The sequence below is a fragment of the Pseudomonas sp. NPDC088885 genome (genome assembly GCF_044750025.1).
In the GTDB taxonomy this organism is placed as follows: Bacteria; Pseudomonadota; Gammaproteobacteria; order Pseudomonadales; family Pseudomonadaceae; genus Aquipseudomonas; species Aquipseudomonas rustica.
Genome location: NZ_JBIVJB010000024.1, coordinates 18429 through 32678, shown reverse-complemented (window position 1 = coordinate 32678; position 14250 = coordinate 18429). Strand labels below are relative to the sequence as shown.

The following is a 14250-nucleotide window of genomic DNA, read 5'->3' as shown; positions in this document are numbered from 1 at the left end:
CCTGATAGTGCTGCACCGAATCCAAAAATCGACGCGGTCATTCAGTTAGCCGAATCCATATGTTTCAGTTTGCCCAATCCATAATCGACGCGGTGTTTCAGGTCGATGTATAACGCCAGACAACTCGGTCGGCCCCCTCTCCCTCCGGGAGAGGGCTGGGGTGAGGGTAAAAAGGCGAAACCACAAATGTCAGATTCTGTCGCAAATGCCCTCACCGGCCGATACCAACAAGTACCACGCTGTCAGCTATGATTCGCTGCGGTCTACGCAGGTTGGCCCTGATTAATCCGGCACAGTGTGTGCATCGACAACGTTCACAGGTCGGCAACCCCTCCCCGTACTGCGAGGATTGCCGTATAACGAGTGACATTCGCGTGTTTGGTAATAAAGGACCCACAATAAAAGCTGATGAAGACTCCAAAACGCATTGAACCGCTGATCGAAGACGGTCTGGTTGACGAGGTGCTGCGACCACTCATGAGTGGTAAAGAAGCAGCTGTTTATGTGGTGCGCTGCGGCAACGAGTTACGTTGCGCCAAGGTCTACAAGGAGGCAAACAAACGTAGTTTCCGCCAGGCAGCCGAGTATCAGGAAGGCCGCAAGGTGCGTAACAGCCGTCAGGCGCGCGCGATGGCCAAGGGCTCGAAATTCGGTCGCAAAGAGACCGAAGACGCTTGGCAGAACGCCGAAGTGGCGGCGCTGTTCCGTCTGGCTGGCGCCGGTGTGCGCGTGCCCAAGCCGTTCGACTTCCTCGAAGGCGTGCTGCTGATGGAACTGGTGGCCGATGAATACGGCGATGCGGCGCCGCGTCTTAATGACGTGGTACTGGAAGCCGATCAGGCCCGTGAATATCACGCGTTCCTGATTTCGCAGATCGTGCTGATGTTGTGTACCGGTCTGGTGCACGGTGACCTTTCCGAGTTCAACGTGCTGCTGACACCGACCGGCCCGGTGATCATCGACCTGCCACAAGCGGTCGATGCTGCCGGCAACAACCACGCGTTCAGCATGCTAGAACGTGACGTTGGCAACATGGCTTCGTACTTCGGTCGCTTTGCGCCGGAGTTGAAGAAGACCAAGTACGCGAAAGAAATGTGGGCGCTGTACGAAGCCGGCACCTTGCACCCGAACAGTGTGCTGACCGGTGAGTTCGACGAGCCGGAAGAGCTGGCCGATGTCGGCGGGGTTATCCGCGAGATCGAAGCGGCGCGGCTTGATGAAGAGCGCAAGCAAGCGATCCGCGCGGCGGATGACGAGCCTAAGGGCAAATCAGAAGAACCACCGCCACCTCCGTGGATGCAGTGATCGTTTGAACAGAAACCCGGCTTCGGCCGGGTTTTTTGTCTTCAGCACACCACCAATCCTTGTAGGAGCAGAGCTCGCTCGCAAAGAGGCCGTGTCAGTCACCCCACAATTGGCAGACACACCCCTTGTAGGAGCTGCCGAAGGCTGCGATCTTTTGATCTTGGCGATCGATCAGAACAGGATCAAAAGATCGCAGCCTTCGGCAGCTCCTACAAGGATCGTATGTGAGTACCCAACGCAACACCCACCTGATTATTACGGCGCGACTCATCTCCGATTTCGGCGCATTCCTCAACATGGTCGCGCTGGCCACCTACGTCTACCTGCTCAGCAACAGCGCCATGAGCGTCGGCATCTTCCTCGCCAGTCGCGTCGCCGGCGGGATTTTTGCCAGCCTCATCGGCACTGCGTTTTACCGGCGCTGGAGCGGCCGCGCGCCGCTGATTGCCTTCGACCTGTTGCGCGCCAGCGTGCTCGGTTTGCTGTTGATCGTACCGGTCAGCCAACAGGTCTGGTTATTGCCGCTCATTGCCTTCGGCCTCGGCCTGGGCAATTCGATGTTCGCCATCGGCCTCAACAGTCAGTTGCCGCGTTTGATCCCCGCCGACCAATTGCTCAAAGCCAACGCCTGGATCACCTCTGCCTCATCAGCAGCGATGGTCGGCGGCAGTCTCGTATCGGGTTTGCTGGTAGCTGCATTCGGATTTGAAACGGTATTCGCCCTGAATGCCGTGACCTATCTGCTCGCGGCGATGTTGATCGTACCGCTGCGCTTCAACGCGCCGACGGACAACGAGGAACCCGAACGCGGCGAATGGTCAGCGCTCAAGCACGGTTTGCGCAGTGCGCCGGTGATTGCCGCGATGCTCGCGGTGACGATGGCCGACACTCTGGGCAGCGCCGCGCACAACGTCGGTTTTCCGATCATCTCGAAACTGCTCACGCCCGATTCGGCGAGTACCACGTTGGGCCTGATGCTCGCTGTGTGGGCCAGCGGCAAACTGCTCGGCGCGCGCATCGCCAGTCGCCTCAAAGGCTCGGACAATATCCATCTGGAGCGGCGGTTTTTCTTCGGTGTGGCGCTGATGTCTTGCGGTTTCATTCTGATGTTTCAGCAGCACAGCCTTTACGGATTGCTGCTGTTTTCATTGCCGGCGGGGCTGGGCGATGGCTTTTCCGAAGTCGGCCTGATTTCCCGTCTGCAACGCGAGCCCGAGCACTTGCGCCTGCCAATCTTCAGCGTGCTGACGTTGCTGCAAATGACCGGTTTCGGCATCGGCATGCTCATCGCTGCGCCGTTCTACGCGTGGTGGACGCCGGGCGCCGTGGTCATGTTGTTCCACGGCATTCCGCTGTGCACATTGCTCACGGTGAAACTGTTGGCGCTCAAGCGCGCGCGGGTTGTGCGCAGCAGCCCGACGCCAGCTCCTTGAGGATCGGGCAGTCGGGGCGATGGTCGCCATTGCAGTGTTCGACCAAGTCTTGCAGGGTGTCGCGCAGTTCGCCGAGTTCGCGGATCTTCTGATTCAGCTCGTCGATGTGCTGACGCGCCAACGCCTTCACATCGGCGCTGGCGCGTTGGCGATCCTGCCAGAGGGTCAGCAGTTTGCCGACCTCTTCCAGTGAAAAGCCTAAGTCCCGCGAGCGCTTGATAAACGCCAACGTGTGCAGGTCATCGTCACCGTAGACCCGGTAACCGCTGTCGGTGCGATGCGCCGCTTTGAGCAGGCCAATCGACTCGTAGTAGCGGATCATTTTCGCGCTCAGGCCACTGTGTTTGGCCGCTTGACCGATGTTCATCGGTGCTCCTCCAGATCCTTGGGTTTCCAGGTTTTCAACAGTAGCGCATTGCTCACCACGCTGACGCTGGACAGCGCCATCGCCGCCCCGGCCAATACCGGATTGAGGAAGCCGAACGCCGCCAGTGGAATGCCGATCAGGTTGTAGACGAAGGCCCAGAACAGGTTCTGACGAATTTTCGCGTAGGTCTTGCGGCTGATTTCCAGCGCCGCCGGCACCAACCGTGGATCGCCGCGCATCAGAGTGATACCCGCCGCGTGCATGGCGACGTCGGTGCCGCCGCCCATGGCGATGCCGATGTCCGCAGCGGCGAGGGCCGGGGCGTCGTTGATGCCGTCGCCGACCATCGCGACCACGCCGGTTTTTTTCAGCTCGGCGACGGTGGCGGCTTTGTCGGCGGGCAGCACTTCGGCGTGAACATTGCTGATGCCCAGCGCTTCGGCGACCACGCGAGCGCTGCCACGGTTGTCGCCGGTCAGCAGATGGCTGTGGATATCTCGTGCGGCGAGTTGCTGCACGGCTTCCAGCGCGCCGGGTTTCAAGGTGTCACCGAAGGCGAACAAACCGAGCACTTTCGGCTCGGGACTTTGTTCGATCAACCACGACAACGTGCGACCTTCGGCTTCCCAGGCTTGGGCGGACTCGCTCAGGTTGCCAGCGCTCAAACCACTTTCGTCGAGCATGCGCCGATTGCCCAAGGCCAGACGTCGGCCATCGAGATTACCGGCGATGCCGCGACCGGTCAGCGACTGGCTGTCGCTGACATCCGGCACCTGCAGATTGCGTTCAGCAGCGACGTCGAGCACCGCTTTGGCCAGCGGGTGTTCGCTGCCGCGTTGCAGGGCGCCGGCCAGTGTCAGCAGCGTATCTTGGTCACCATCGACCGCACTGAAATGGGCAATACGCGGGGTGCCGGAGGTCAGTGTGCCGGTCTTGTCGAACACCACAGTGCTGACTTCATGGGCACGTTCCAGCGCTTCGGCGTCCTTGATCAGAATGCCGTGACGCGCGGCGACGCCGGTGCCCGCCATGATCGCGGTCGGGGTGGCGAGACCAAGGGCGCAAGGGCAAGCGATAACCAGAACAGCGACCGCGTTGATCAGGGCGGTTTCCAGCGGCGCGCCGTACAGCCACCAGCCAATCAGCGTGGCCAAAGCGATCAGCAACACGGTCGGCACGAAAATCTGACTGACCTTATCCACCAGTTTCTGGATCGGTGCTTTCGCCGCTTGAGCATCCTCGACCAGACGAATGATCCGCGCCAGCACAGTCTCGGCGCCGAGCGCCTGAGTGCGCACCAACAAGCGACCTTCACCGTTGATTGCGCCGCCGGTGACTTTGTCGCCCGGTTGTTTCGGCACGGGCAGGCTCTCGCCGCTGATCAGCGCTTCGTCGGCGTGGCTCTGGCCCTCGATGACTTCGCCATCGACCGGGAAGCGTTCGCCGGGTTTGACCAGCACCAGATCATTGAGGCGCAGGGCGCTGATGGCGACATCTTGTTCGCGGCCGTCGAGCACTTGAATCGCCCGTTCCGGCCGCAAGGCTTCGAGGGCGCGGATGGCGCTGGCGGTCTGGCGTTTGGCGCGGCTCTCGAGGTATTTGCCGAGCAGTACCAAGGCGATGACCACTGCCGACGCTTCGAAATACAGATGCGGCATGCGCCCGGCAGCGGTCGCCCATTCATAAAGGCTCAAGCCATAACCGGCGCTGGTGCCGAGGGCGACGAGCAAGTCCATGTTGCCAGCGCCGGCGCGCACGGCTTTCCACGCAGCGACGTAGAAACGCGCACCGAAGATGAACTGCACCGGCGTGGCGAGGACGAATTGCGCCCAGGCCGGGAGCATCCAGTGAATGCCGAACGGTTGCAGCAGCATCGGCGCCACCAACGGCAAGGCGAGGGCGATCGCGCAGATCAGCGCCCAGCGTTCGTGCTTGAGCTTCTGTTGTTGGTTATCGGTTTGCGGGTGTTCGGCTTGCCAGACGCTGGCCGAGTAGCCGGCCTTGCTGACGGCGTCGAGCAGGGTCTGTGAGTCGACCTGACCGAGCAATTCGAGGTGGGCGCGTTCGTTGGCCAGATTGACACTGACGCTTTTCACCCCGGGGACTTTATTCAGGGCGCGCTCGACGCGGCCGACGCAGGAGGCGCAGGTCATGCCTTCGATATTCAGTTCGAGAGTTTGCTGCGGGACGCTGTAACCGGCGCGCTCGACTGCTTCCATCAAGGCCGCAAGGCTGTCACCCGGCGCCTGCACACGGGCCTGCTCGGTGGCGAGGTTGACGCTGACGGCACTGGCGCCGCTGACTTTGCTCAAAGCCCGCTCGACACGTCCGGCGCAACTGGCGCAGGTCATGCCGGCAATCGGCAGATCGAAAGTGATGGAATCGGACATCGGTCGTACTCCCTGTAGTAGATGTCTACAAGGATCAACCTTGCCATGCGGGCAAGGTCAAGCGCCAATCTTCTACCTTCAATGCGCAAACATTTTCAGGTGAAATTCATTGTGGCGAGGGGATTTATCCCCGTTCGGCTGCGCAGCAGTCGCTATCGGTCTAGCTGAAAAGAACGGGGCCGCTTCGCAGCCCAACGGGGATAAATCCCCTCGCCACAAAGGCCTGCACACAATTTGGATTTTCTTAGTATTCGAGATCGGCGCGTTTCAGGTAGACGCCTTCCGAATTCATCGCCAAGCGATACTTCAGCACATCCCCGGCACGCAGTTTGATCTCCTGCGAACCCGGCGCAAGCATGCCCGGATTGCAACCGGCGACTTGCCCCGGGAGCAACTTCAAGCGCAGCGACACGGTGCCCGGCGGCAGGTTGAAGGAAATACTTTGCTCCTGCAGCAGCCGCGCCGAGAGCTGATCCTGGATGTACACGCCAATCTCGCAGGAGGTCGACACTTCCAGACGCTCGCGGGAGATGATCAGCACCGCATAATCCTCCCCGGCGGCTTGCACTTGAGGGACGGCGGCAAAGAGGCTGAGCAAGCCAAACAGGCTGAAAGCTGACCAGCGCATGGCTGAATCTCCTGAATTTAAGTCATTGATGCACGCAGCTTGGCCGAGCGCGGCGCCGATTGCCAGCCCGGCAGATGATTGCAGAACTTGACCTTGCCATCGTGGCAAGCTCGACACTGCCGGCAACCTCACTCAAAGGAGTCATTCCATGCAAGTGTTCAACGTTCAAGGCATGTCCTGCGGTCACTGCGTCAAAGCCATCACCAACGCCGTGCAGGCCAAAGATCCGGCGGCCAGCGTGCGCGTCGATCTGGCGGCGAAAGAAGTGGGCGTTGAAAGTGCGCTGAGTGCCGAGCAGGTGATCGAGGTCATCAGCGAAGAGGGCTACGCCGTCAAACTCGCCTAGAAACAAAAAGATCGCAGCCTTCGGCAGCTCCTACATTGGAATGCGTTCCCTGTAGGAGCTGCCGAAGGCTGCGATCTTTTGCCGTTTTTATAGTTAGCGAGCTATCGGAATGTTCAAGGCGTCCAGCCGCAGCTAGACTGTCGGGCTGCCGACTTGCCTGACTGGATGCCTGATGAACTTCCGTACCATTTTGATTCTCGGTGCCTTGACCGCCTTCGGGCCCTTGGCGATCGACTTTTATTTACCTGCATTTCCCGCGATGGCGCTGGCGTTCGCCACCGACGAGAAGCACGTGCAGATGACCCTGGCCGCCTATTTCGCCGGTTTGTCCCTCGGCCAATTGGCCTACGGCCCGGTGGCGGATCGCTTTGGTCGGCGCATTCCGCTGCTCGTCGGCCTGACCCTGTTCACCCTCGCTTCATTGGCCTGCGCCTACGCGCCGAACCTCGAATGGCTGATCGGCGCGCGCTTCGTGCAGGCGTTGGGCGGCTGTGCGGGCATGGTAATTTCCCGCGCCGTGGTCAGCGACAAGTGCGACGCCGTCGGCTCGGCGAAGGTGTTTTCGCAGCTGATGCTGGTGATGGGGCTGGCACCGATTCTGGCGCCAATGCTCGGCGGTTTGCTGGTCAACACCACCGGCTGGCAGTCGATCTTCCTGGTGCTGACCGGTTTCAGCGCCCTGGCCGGCCTCGCGGTCGCGCTCGGTCTGCCGGAAAGCATGCCAGCGAGCATGCCGCGCCAACCGTTGTCCGGTGCCTTTCGCCAGTACGCACGCCTGCTGAGTGATCGCGTTTACCTCGGCCACGCGCTGACCGGCGGCATCGCCATCGCCGGGATGTTCGCCTACATCGCCGGTTCGCCGTTTATCTTCATCAAACTGTATGGCGTGCCCGCCGAGCATTTCGGCTGGCTGTTCGGCACCAACGCGGCGGGCTTCATTCTGGTGGCGCAGGTCAACGCGCGGCTGTTGGCCAAGCGTGGCCCGGCATTCCTGCTGGCGCGTGCAGTCTGGGTTTATCTGGCAGCGGGCCTGACGTTATTGGTGGTCAGCGCCTTGCACACCGAATCGTTGTGGCCGCTGCTGATTCCATTGTTTATCTGCGTGTCGAGCCTCGGCTGCATCAGCCCCAACGCCGCCGCTTGCGCAATGAACGGGCAGGGCGGGCGCGCCGGCAGTGCGTCGGCGTTGCTCGGTTGCATGCAATTCAGCGTCGCCGCCGGGGCTTCGGCTCTGGTCGGTGTGTTGCACGACGGCACCGCCGTGCCGATGGCGATTGTCATCAGCGTTTGCGGTTTGCTGGTGGTGTGCGTCGCGATGCTGACCCGGCGTCTGCAAAACGCCCGGGCGCTGGCGCAGGCTCAAGCCGAGGTCTGAAACACTCAGCCGGCGGCGCGCTGCTGGCTGCGGTCGGGAATCTGATGGGGCGCAAATATTCGCGCTTCGAGGGTGCGGGTGAAGGCCAGGGCTTCGGCTTCACTGCGGAATGTCACGGCGTGCTGGTCGAGACGAACCTGCCATTGAGACTTTGCCACTTCTTTTATCAGGATCTTCATTGCTGACCTCCTTTGCGTAAAAGATGTACCGCAGAGGCTTCGATTGTAGTCCTGAATACCATCGCAATTGTGACAAGGGTCAGCCATCTGACTGACGGCAAAAAGGGGCGCGCAGCCCCCGCCAGCCACTGTAGGAGCTGCCGAAGGCTGCGATCTTTCGCTCTTAGAAACTTTCTAAAACAATTTTCCCCTTGGCTTTGCCACTCTCCAGCAACTCATGCGCCCGACGCAGATTGGCCGCATTGATCACACCGAAATGCTCGCCCACCGTGGTCTTCAACGTCCCCGCATCAATCAGCTCAGCCACACGATTGAGCAGGTTGTGCTGCTCGATCATGTCTGGCGTCTCGAACAGCGAGCGGGTGTACATGAACTCCCAATGCAGCGACAGGCTCTTGCGCTTGAGTTTGCTCACGTCGAGCGACTTCGGATCGTCAATCAGCGCCAGTTTGCCTTGCGGCGCCAGTGCCTCGACCAGTTGATCCAGATGCTGCTCGGTCTGGGTCAGGCTGGCGACGTGAGTGACGTTGTCGATCCCGGCGCGTTTCAGTTCTTCGCTCAACGGCTTGCTGTGATCGATCACCAGATCGGCGCCCAGTTCTTTCACCCAATCGCTGGTCTGCTGGCGAGAAGCAGTGCCGATCACTTTCAGCCCCGTCAGTTGCTTGGCCAACTGAGTGAGGATCGAACCGACACCGCCGGCCGCGCCAACGATCAGCAGGCTCTGGCCTTCATCGGTTTTGCCTTCGCGGATTTGCAGACGTTCGAAGAGCAATTCCCACGCGGTGATCGCGGTCAGCGGCAGCGCAGCGGCTTCGGCGAAACCGAGGGATTTCGGCATATGGCCGACGATGCGCTCATCTACTGTGTGCAGTTCACTGTTGCCGCCAGCGCGGGCAATGGAACCTGCGTAGAAAACCTTGTCGCCAGCCTTGAACAGTGTCACGTCGCTGCCGACAGCCTTGACCACACCGGCGACGTCCCAGCCCAACACTTTCGCCGCGCCGTGTTCCGGCGCCACGTTCTGTCGCACTTTGGTGTCGACCGGGTTGACCGAGATGGCTTTGACTTCAACCAGCAGGTCGCGCGGGCCGGCGACCGGTTCTGGCAGTTCGATGTCTTGCAGGGATTTGGCGTCGCTGATCGGCAGGGACGTGTAATAGGCGATGGCTTTCATGAGTGGCTCCATACAGGTAATAGAAGAAGGAATCAGGCAATCGCGCCGAGGCGCTTGAGCTCGAAGTGTTCGATGGTCTGCGCGGCAGTGGCCTGAAAATTCTGGAAATGCGCGCTGGCGTTGTGCGTCTGGAGGATTTCCTCGCTGGCCCAATGTTCGATCACATAAAAAACCTGTGGGTCGGCGAGGTCGCGGTGCAAGTCGTACTGGCTGCAACCGTCTTCGGCGCGGCTCGGTTCAACCAAGGCGCGCAGGGCTTGTTCGAGGGCGTCCTGCTGGCCGGGTTTGGCGATCAGGGTGGCGATGGCGGTGAATGGCTTGGACATGCGCGGCTCCAGAGAAGCGGGATGAGTTCGATGAGCGGATGATTAGCTATTTCTCTGCGGGATAAAACCGGCTAAAACAGCAGTCTCTTTCAATATTTTTTTGATAATCGAGGCTGAGGATGCTGCGTTTCGATGACTTGCAGTTGTTTGTCCGGGCGGCGGATCTGGGCAGTCTGTCGGCGGCGGCACGGGTGATGGACATGTCCGCCGCCGTGGCCAGCGCGGCGTTGAAGCGCATCGAACAGCAACTCGGCGCACGTTTGCTGGCGCGTTCGACCCGCAGTTTGCGCCTGACCGCCGAGGGCGAGGGTTTTCTTGAATATGCGCGGGCGGCGTTGAGCAACCTCGATGAAGGTCGGCGCTTGCTGGCCAGCGGGCAGGATCAGGTCAGCGGGATCTTGCAGTTATCGGCACCCTCGGATTTCGGTCGCAATTTTTTGTTGCCGTGGCTGGATGAGTTTCAGCGCGAGCACCCGAAACTGACCGTGCGCTTGCTGCTCGGTGATCGCATCGCCGACCTGTTCCGCCAACCCGTGGACATCGCCTTGCGCTATGGCGAACCGGAAGATTCCAGTCTGGTCGCCATGCCGATCGCCCCGCACAACCGGCGCGTACTCTGCGCCTCCCCGGCGTACCTGGCCCGACACGGCGAACCGCGTCAGCTTGAACAACTGGCGCAACATAATTGCCTGCTGTACATGCTCGGCAGCCGGGTTCACGACCACTGGAGTTTTCACGACGGCAAGCGCGAAGTCGGGCTGACGGTCAGTGGCGACCGTTTCAGTGACGACGCCGATGTCGTGCGCCTGTGGGCGGTGGCTGGCGCAGGCATCGCCTACAAATCCTGGCTCGACGTCGGCGCCGATGTCCTCGCCGGACGCCTCAAAGTGCTGCTTCCGGAGCTGTTATGTGAGCGCGCTCCGCTGAATTTGTTGTGCGCCCATCGCGCTCAATTGAGTAAGCCAGTGAACCTTCTGAGGGAAATGCTCGCCAGCCGATGCGCTGAATTGAGTAGTCAATTTCCCGCTTTCTCGAAAGTTGATCATTAGTCGCAGGTAAATAGAGAAATTTCTCTCAGCAACAATCACCACCCGTGCAGGCCCCGGCGCGGGACGCAGCCTGTAACCCGCTTATACTAGCGGCCGCCTCATGCCGTACCGACACCCCGATCCACAGACCTTCACCGCCCGTCGCCGGGAACGGGTGACGGGCGCGCAACGGCGACTGATTCAGTGCCCAGGCAGATTGCGTCAGTGGCCAGCATGGCCCCGGTACATGGCGTATTTCGCGTCTTGGCCGACGACTCATTAGTGGTCAAGATGTCTGCGAGCAGTAGACGATACGATTCAACAGGGAGTGAATATATGGAACATGCACCTTGCATCAGCCAGATCGCCACGTTGCTGGCTGACCCCAAGCGCAGTGCGATGATGTGGGCCTTGATGGATGGCTCGGCGCGGCAAACCGAAGAGCTGGCGTTGCTGGCGGGGTTATCGCCGTCCTCGGCCAGCGCTCATCTGGCGCGACTCTCCACTGGCGGCCTGTTGAAAGTCGAAGTGCGTGGGCGCAAGCGCTTTTTCCGTCTGTCGGCGCCCGAGGTCGGCGCGGCGATCGAAGCGCTGGCCAGCGCCACCATCGCCAGCGCACCGCGCGACATTCCCGCCGTGTTCAAACGCGCAACGCCGATTGCCAAACCGCAGACGGCGCCGTCTTCACTGCTGCGCGCACGTTTCTGCGACGACCACCTCGGCGGCACGCTCGCTGCCGATTTGTATCAGCGTTTGCTCGATGCCGGCTGGATCGAGCAGATCGAACAGCGCGTGGTGGTCACGCACAAAGGTTCGACACAACTGGCCAAGCGCGGGGTGTTCATTCAGGCGCTGGCCCATCGCAACGTGCAAGTCGCCTGCGCCTGCCCGGACTGGAGCGAAAGGCGTCCGCACATGGGCGGCACCCTCGGCGCGGCGCTGTTGCAGTTGTTCATGCAATCCGGCTGGCTGACCTTGCCCCACGACTCCCGCGCCTTGCAATTGACCGCCACCGGCCAGCGCGAAATCCATCGCTTCGCCAGGGAAACCGAGCTGGAAATGGCGTTGTAGAGCAGTCGCCGCGTCGCCCACGGCTGCGAACAGGTCGCATCCAGCACGAACGCCTGAACGCGATCGCGCACACTCGATCCGGGGACTTTTCGGATGGGGGGAGGCGGCATGGACACTCGACACTTCAGTGCGGCAGAGCGGCTGGAACGCCTGCCGATCAGCGGTTATCACCGGATCATTTTCATCATCATTGCCTTGGCGTTTTTCTTCGATTCGATGGATCTGGCGATGATGACGTTTCTGCTCGGCTCGATTAAGGCCGAGTTCGGACTGAGCAGTGCGCAGGCCGGATTGCTCGCCAGTTCGAGCTTTTTCGGCATGGTGCTGGGCGCGTCGTTGTCGGGCATGCTCGCCGACCGTTTCGGGCGTAAACCGGTGTTCCAGTGGAGCATCGTCTTATGGGGCGTGGCCAGTTATCTGTGCTCGACGGCGCAAACGGTCGAGGCGCTGACGCTGTTCCGCATCCTGTTGGGAATCGGCATGGGCATGGAGTTTCCCATTGCTCAGTCGATGCTGTCGGAGCTGATTCCGGCACAGCGGCGCGGGCGTTATATCGCCTTGATGGACGGTTTCTGGCCACTGGGGTTTGTTGCGGCGGGCGTGCTCTCGTACTTCCTGCTGCCGCTGATTGGCTGGCGCGACATTTTTCTGGTGTTGGCGATACCGGCGGTGTTTGTGTTGGCCATTCGTTTTTTCATTCCTGAATCACCGCGATGGCTGGAACAGGCTGGGCATGATGAAGCGGCGGACAAGGTGTTGAACGGCATCGAAGCGCGGGTGCGATCCTCCCTCGGCGGTGCGGCGCTGCCGGAACCGATTCGCTTGCCGCGCACCGTGACGCCGCCGGGCAACTTCTTTTCGGCGCTCAAGCAGATCTGGTCACCGCAGTATCGCCAGCGCACGACGATGATCTGGAGTCTGTGGTTTTTCGCCCTGCTGGGCTTTTACGGGTTGACGTCGTGGCTGAGTGCGTTGCTGCAACAGTCGGGTTTTGCCGTGACGCAGTCGGTGTATTACACGGTGCTGATTTCGTTGGGCGGGATTCCCGGGTTTCTGATGGCGGCGTGGCTGGTCGAGCGCTGGGGGCGTAAACCGGTGTGCATCGTTACGCTGCTCGGCGGCGGGGTGATGGCGTTTCTGTATGGGCAGAGCGCGGTGTTCGGCGGCAACGTGGCGCTGCTGATCGGCACTGGGTTGTTGATGCAGTTCTTTCTGTTTGGTATGTGGGCGGTGCTTTACACCTACACGCCGGAGTTGTATCCGACGTCGGCGCGGGCGACCGGTTCGGGCTTCGCCTCGGCTATTGGCCGCGTGGGATCGTTGCTCGGGCCATTGGTGACCGGGCTGGTGTTTCCGATAACCGGGCAGGGCGGGGTGTTTGCGCTGGGCGCGGCGTGCTTCGCGATTGCGGCGGGGGTGGTGTGGTTGTTCGGGATGGAGACGCGCGGTAAAACCCTGGAGGAGCTGACCGAAACCCAATCCAACGGCTAACACCGATCCAATGTAGGAGTGAGCCTGCTCGCGATTGCGTTCTGTCAGCTAACACATCGGTGTCTGACACTCCGCTATCGCGAGCAGGCTCACTCCTACAAGGGTTTTGCGCTGTTGCTTACGGTTTTACCAGGCGCGCATCCAGGCTGTTTTGCGCCAGGCGCTTGGCCTGATCCTGGGTCATGCCCAAATGCTCATGCAGCGCATGGAAGTTCTCGGTCACGTAACCACCGAAATACGCCGGGTCATCGGAGTTCACCGTGACCTTCACGCCACGCTCGAGCATGTCGAGAATGTTGTGCTGCGACATGTGATCGAACACGCAGAGTTTGGTGTTCGACAACGGGCACACGGTCAGCGGGATCTGCTCGTCGATGATCCGCTGCATCAGTCGCTCGTCTTCGATGGCGCGTACGCCATGGTCGATGCGCTGGATTTTCAGCAGGTCGATGGCTTCCCAGATGTACTCCGGCGGGCCTTCTTCGCCAGCGTGGGCAACGGTCAGGAAGCCTTCGTGACGGGCACGATCGAACACGCGCTGAAACTTGCTTGGCGGGTGGCCCATCTCGGAACTGTCGAGGCCGACAGCGACAAACGCATCACGGAACGGCAGCGCCTGATCGAGGGTTTTCTCGGCTTCTTCTTCGCTGAGGTGGCGCAGGAAGCTGAGGATCAGACCGCTGGTGATGCCCAGTTGCTGCTCGCCATCCTTCAATGCCGCGGCGATGCCGTTGAGCACCACTTCGAACGGAATGCCGCGGTCAGTGTGAGTCTGCGGGTCGAAGAACGGTTCGGTGTGAATCACGTTCTGTGCTTTGCAGCGCAGCAGGTACGCCCAGGTCAGGTCGTAGAAATCCTGCGAAGTGCGCAGCACGTCGGCGCCCTGGTAATACAGGTCGAGGAATTCCTGCAGGTTGTTGAAGGCATAAGCCTTGCGCAGGGTTTCCACGTCGTTCCACGGCAGGGCGATCTTGTTGCGCTCGGCCAGGGCGAACAGCAGCTCGGGCTCCAGCGAGCCTTCCAGGTGCAGGTGCAGTTCAGCCTTGGGCAAGGCGTTGAGCCAGTCGTACATATTCTTTTCTCATCAGGTGCAATGACGGCATTCTACAGATGCTCGCCGAAACAATTGGCAAA

Annotated in this window: 14 protein-coding genes; 7 read left to right on the top strand and 7 right to left on the bottom strand. The window is 60.8% G+C overall.

All coding sequences use genetic code 11. The features are described 5' to 3' along the window. Positions 1-408: 408 nt before the first annotated feature. On the top strand, positions 409-1305 hold the full coding sequence (locus ACIP1X_RS12920; RefSeq protein ID WP_053116938.1) for a PA4780 family RIO1-like protein kinase: 897 nt from the start codon (positions 409-411) through the stop codon (positions 1303-1305). A 224-nt stretch (positions 1306-1529) separates the two neighbouring features. Continuing rightward, the gene (locus ACIP1X_RS12915) at positions 1530-2738 is read left to right on the top strand and encodes an MFS transporter (protein ID WP_400752580.1); all 1209 of its coding nucleotides are present in this window, start codon (positions 1530-1532) and stop codon (positions 2736-2738) included. Here ACIP1X_RS12915 and cueR read toward each other — a convergent pair. The 3 genes from cueR to ACIP1X_RS12900 all read right to left on the bottom strand — a co-directional run bounded on the left by cueR (position 2692) and on the right by ACIP1X_RS12900 (position 6123). After that, positions 2692-3105, bottom strand: a complete 414-nt coding sequence (gene cueR, locus ACIP1X_RS12910; RefSeq protein ID WP_095122009.1) for a Cu(I)-responsive transcriptional regulator — start codon at positions 3103-3105, stop codon at positions 2692-2694. The two genes, ACIP1X_RS12915 and cueR, sit on opposite strands and share 47 nt — an antisense overlap. Continuing rightward, positions 3102-5495 carry a copper resistance metal-translocating P1-type ATPase CueA gene (cueA, locus tag ACIP1X_RS12905; RefSeq protein WP_400752576.1) on the bottom strand — a complete coding sequence of 798 codons (2394 nt, stop codon included), beginning with the start codon at positions 5493-5495 and terminating at the stop codon, positions 3102-3104. The genes cueR and cueA overlap by 4 nt, the downstream gene beginning before the upstream one ends. A gap of 244 nt (positions 5496-5739) precedes the next feature. Continuing rightward, a complete protein-coding gene (locus ACIP1X_RS12900; RefSeq protein ID WP_053116942.1) occupies positions 5740-6123 on the bottom strand; it encodes a hypothetical protein in 384 nt (127 codons plus the stop codon). A gap of 148 nt (positions 6124-6271) precedes the next feature. Between ACIP1X_RS12900 and ACIP1X_RS12895 the strand changes: the two genes are divergently transcribed. After that, positions 6272-6469 carry a cation transporter gene (locus ACIP1X_RS12895; protein ID WP_025111719.1) on the top strand — a complete coding sequence of 66 codons (198 nt, stop codon included), beginning with the start codon at positions 6272-6274 and terminating at the stop codon, positions 6467-6469. A gap of 172 nt (positions 6470-6641) precedes the next feature. Further along, positions 6642-7844: a multidrug effflux MFS transporter gene (locus ACIP1X_RS12890; protein WP_400752573.1), complete on the top strand. Its 1203-nt coding sequence runs from the start codon at positions 6642-6644 to the stop codon at positions 7842-7844. A gap of 5 nt (positions 7845-7849) precedes the next feature. Here ACIP1X_RS12890 and ACIP1X_RS12885 read toward each other — a convergent pair whose 3' ends face one another. From ACIP1X_RS12885 to ACIP1X_RS12875, 3 genes are all read right to left on the bottom strand, one after another. Then, positions 7850-8023 carry a hypothetical protein gene (locus ACIP1X_RS12885; protein WP_172680068.1) on the bottom strand — a complete coding sequence of 58 codons (174 nt, stop codon included), beginning with the start codon at positions 8021-8023 and terminating at the stop codon, positions 7850-7852. Positions 8024-8186: 163 nt separating this feature from the next. Further along, on the bottom strand, positions 8187-9200 hold the full coding sequence (locus ACIP1X_RS12880; protein WP_400752570.1) for a zinc-binding alcohol dehydrogenase family protein: 1014 nt from the start codon (positions 9198-9200) through the stop codon (positions 8187-8189). 32 nt (positions 9201-9232) lie between these two features. Then, positions 9233-9526, bottom strand: a complete 294-nt coding sequence (locus ACIP1X_RS12875; RefSeq protein ID WP_400752567.1) for a putative quinol monooxygenase — start codon at positions 9524-9526, stop codon at positions 9233-9235. A 119-nt stretch (positions 9527-9645) separates the two neighbouring features. On the opposite strand from ACIP1X_RS12875, the gene ACIP1X_RS12870 reads away from it, so the two are divergent. The 3 genes from ACIP1X_RS12870 to ACIP1X_RS12860 all read left to right on the top strand — a co-directional run bounded on the left by ACIP1X_RS12870 (position 9646) and on the right by ACIP1X_RS12860 (position 13116). Then, positions 9646-10575: a LysR family transcriptional regulator gene (locus tag ACIP1X_RS12870; RefSeq protein WP_400752564.1), complete on the top strand. Its 930-nt coding sequence runs from the start codon at positions 9646-9648 to the stop codon at positions 10573-10575. A 315-nt stretch (positions 10576-10890) separates the two neighbouring features. Next, positions 10891-11625 carry a helix-turn-helix transcriptional regulator gene (locus ACIP1X_RS12865; protein ID WP_053116947.1) on the top strand — a complete coding sequence of 245 codons (735 nt, stop codon included), beginning with the start codon at positions 10891-10893 and terminating at the stop codon, positions 11623-11625. Between the two features lie 108 nt (positions 11626-11733). Further along, positions 11734-13116, top strand: coding sequence for an MFS transporter (locus tag ACIP1X_RS12860; RefSeq protein ID WP_212546364.1), 1383 nt, complete (start codon positions 11734-11736; stop codon positions 13114-13116). A 118-nt stretch (positions 13117-13234) separates the two neighbouring features. On the opposite strand, the gene ACIP1X_RS12855 is transcribed toward ACIP1X_RS12860, so the two are convergent. Continuing rightward, positions 13235-14188 (bottom strand): adenosine deaminase, encoded by a 954-nt coding sequence (locus ACIP1X_RS12855; protein ID WP_400648983.1) that lies wholly within the window; start codon positions 14186-14188, stop codon positions 13235-13237. Positions 14189-14250: the final 62 nt, after the last annotated feature.

Excerpts from the sequence above, each read along its gene's own strand:
- ACIP1X_RS12920 (WP_053116938.1), top strand. The coding sequence starts at position 409 with ATGAAGACTCCAAAACGCATTGAACCGCTGATCGAAGACGGTCTGGTT.
- cueR (WP_095122009.1), bottom strand. The coding sequence starts at position 3,105 with ATGAACATCGGTCAAGCGGCCAAACACAGTGGCCTGAGCGCGAAAATG.
- cueA (WP_400752576.1), bottom strand. The coding sequence starts at position 5,495 with ATGTCCGATTCCATCACTTTCGATCTGCCGATTGCCGGCATGACCTGC.
- ACIP1X_RS12900 (WP_053116942.1), bottom strand. The coding sequence starts at position 6,123 with ATGCGCTGGTCAGCTTTCAGCCTGTTTGGCTTGCTCAGCCTCTTTGCC.
- ACIP1X_RS12895 (WP_025111719.1), top strand. The coding sequence starts at position 6,272 with ATGCAAGTGTTCAACGTTCAAGGCATGTCCTGCGGTCACTGCGTCAAA.
- ACIP1X_RS12890 (WP_400752573.1), top strand. The coding sequence starts at position 6,642 with ATGAACTTCCGTACCATTTTGATTCTCGGTGCCTTGACCGCCTTCGGG.
- ACIP1X_RS12885 (WP_172680068.1), bottom strand. The coding sequence starts at position 8,023 with ATGAAGATCCTGATAAAAGAAGTGGCAAAGTCTCAATGGCAGGTTCGT.
- ACIP1X_RS12880 (WP_400752570.1), bottom strand. The coding sequence starts at position 9,200 with ATGAAAGCCATCGCCTATTACACGTCCCTGCCGATCAGCGACGCCAAA.
- ACIP1X_RS12875 (WP_400752567.1), bottom strand. The coding sequence starts at position 9,526 with ATGTCCAAGCCATTCACCGCCATCGCCACCCTGATCGCCAAACCCGGC.
- ACIP1X_RS12870 (WP_400752564.1), top strand. The coding sequence starts at position 9,646 with ATGCTGCGTTTCGATGACTTGCAGTTGTTTGTCCGGGCGGCGGATCTG.
- ACIP1X_RS12865 (WP_053116947.1), top strand. The coding sequence starts at position 10,891 with ATGGAACATGCACCTTGCATCAGCCAGATCGCCACGTTGCTGGCTGAC.
- ACIP1X_RS12860 (WP_212546364.1), top strand. The coding sequence starts at position 11,734 with ATGGACACTCGACACTTCAGTGCGGCAGAGCGGCTGGAACGCCTGCCG.
- ACIP1X_RS12855 (WP_400648983.1), bottom strand. The coding sequence starts at position 14,188 with ATGTACGACTGGCTCAACGCCTTGCCCAAGGCTGAACTGCACCTGCAC.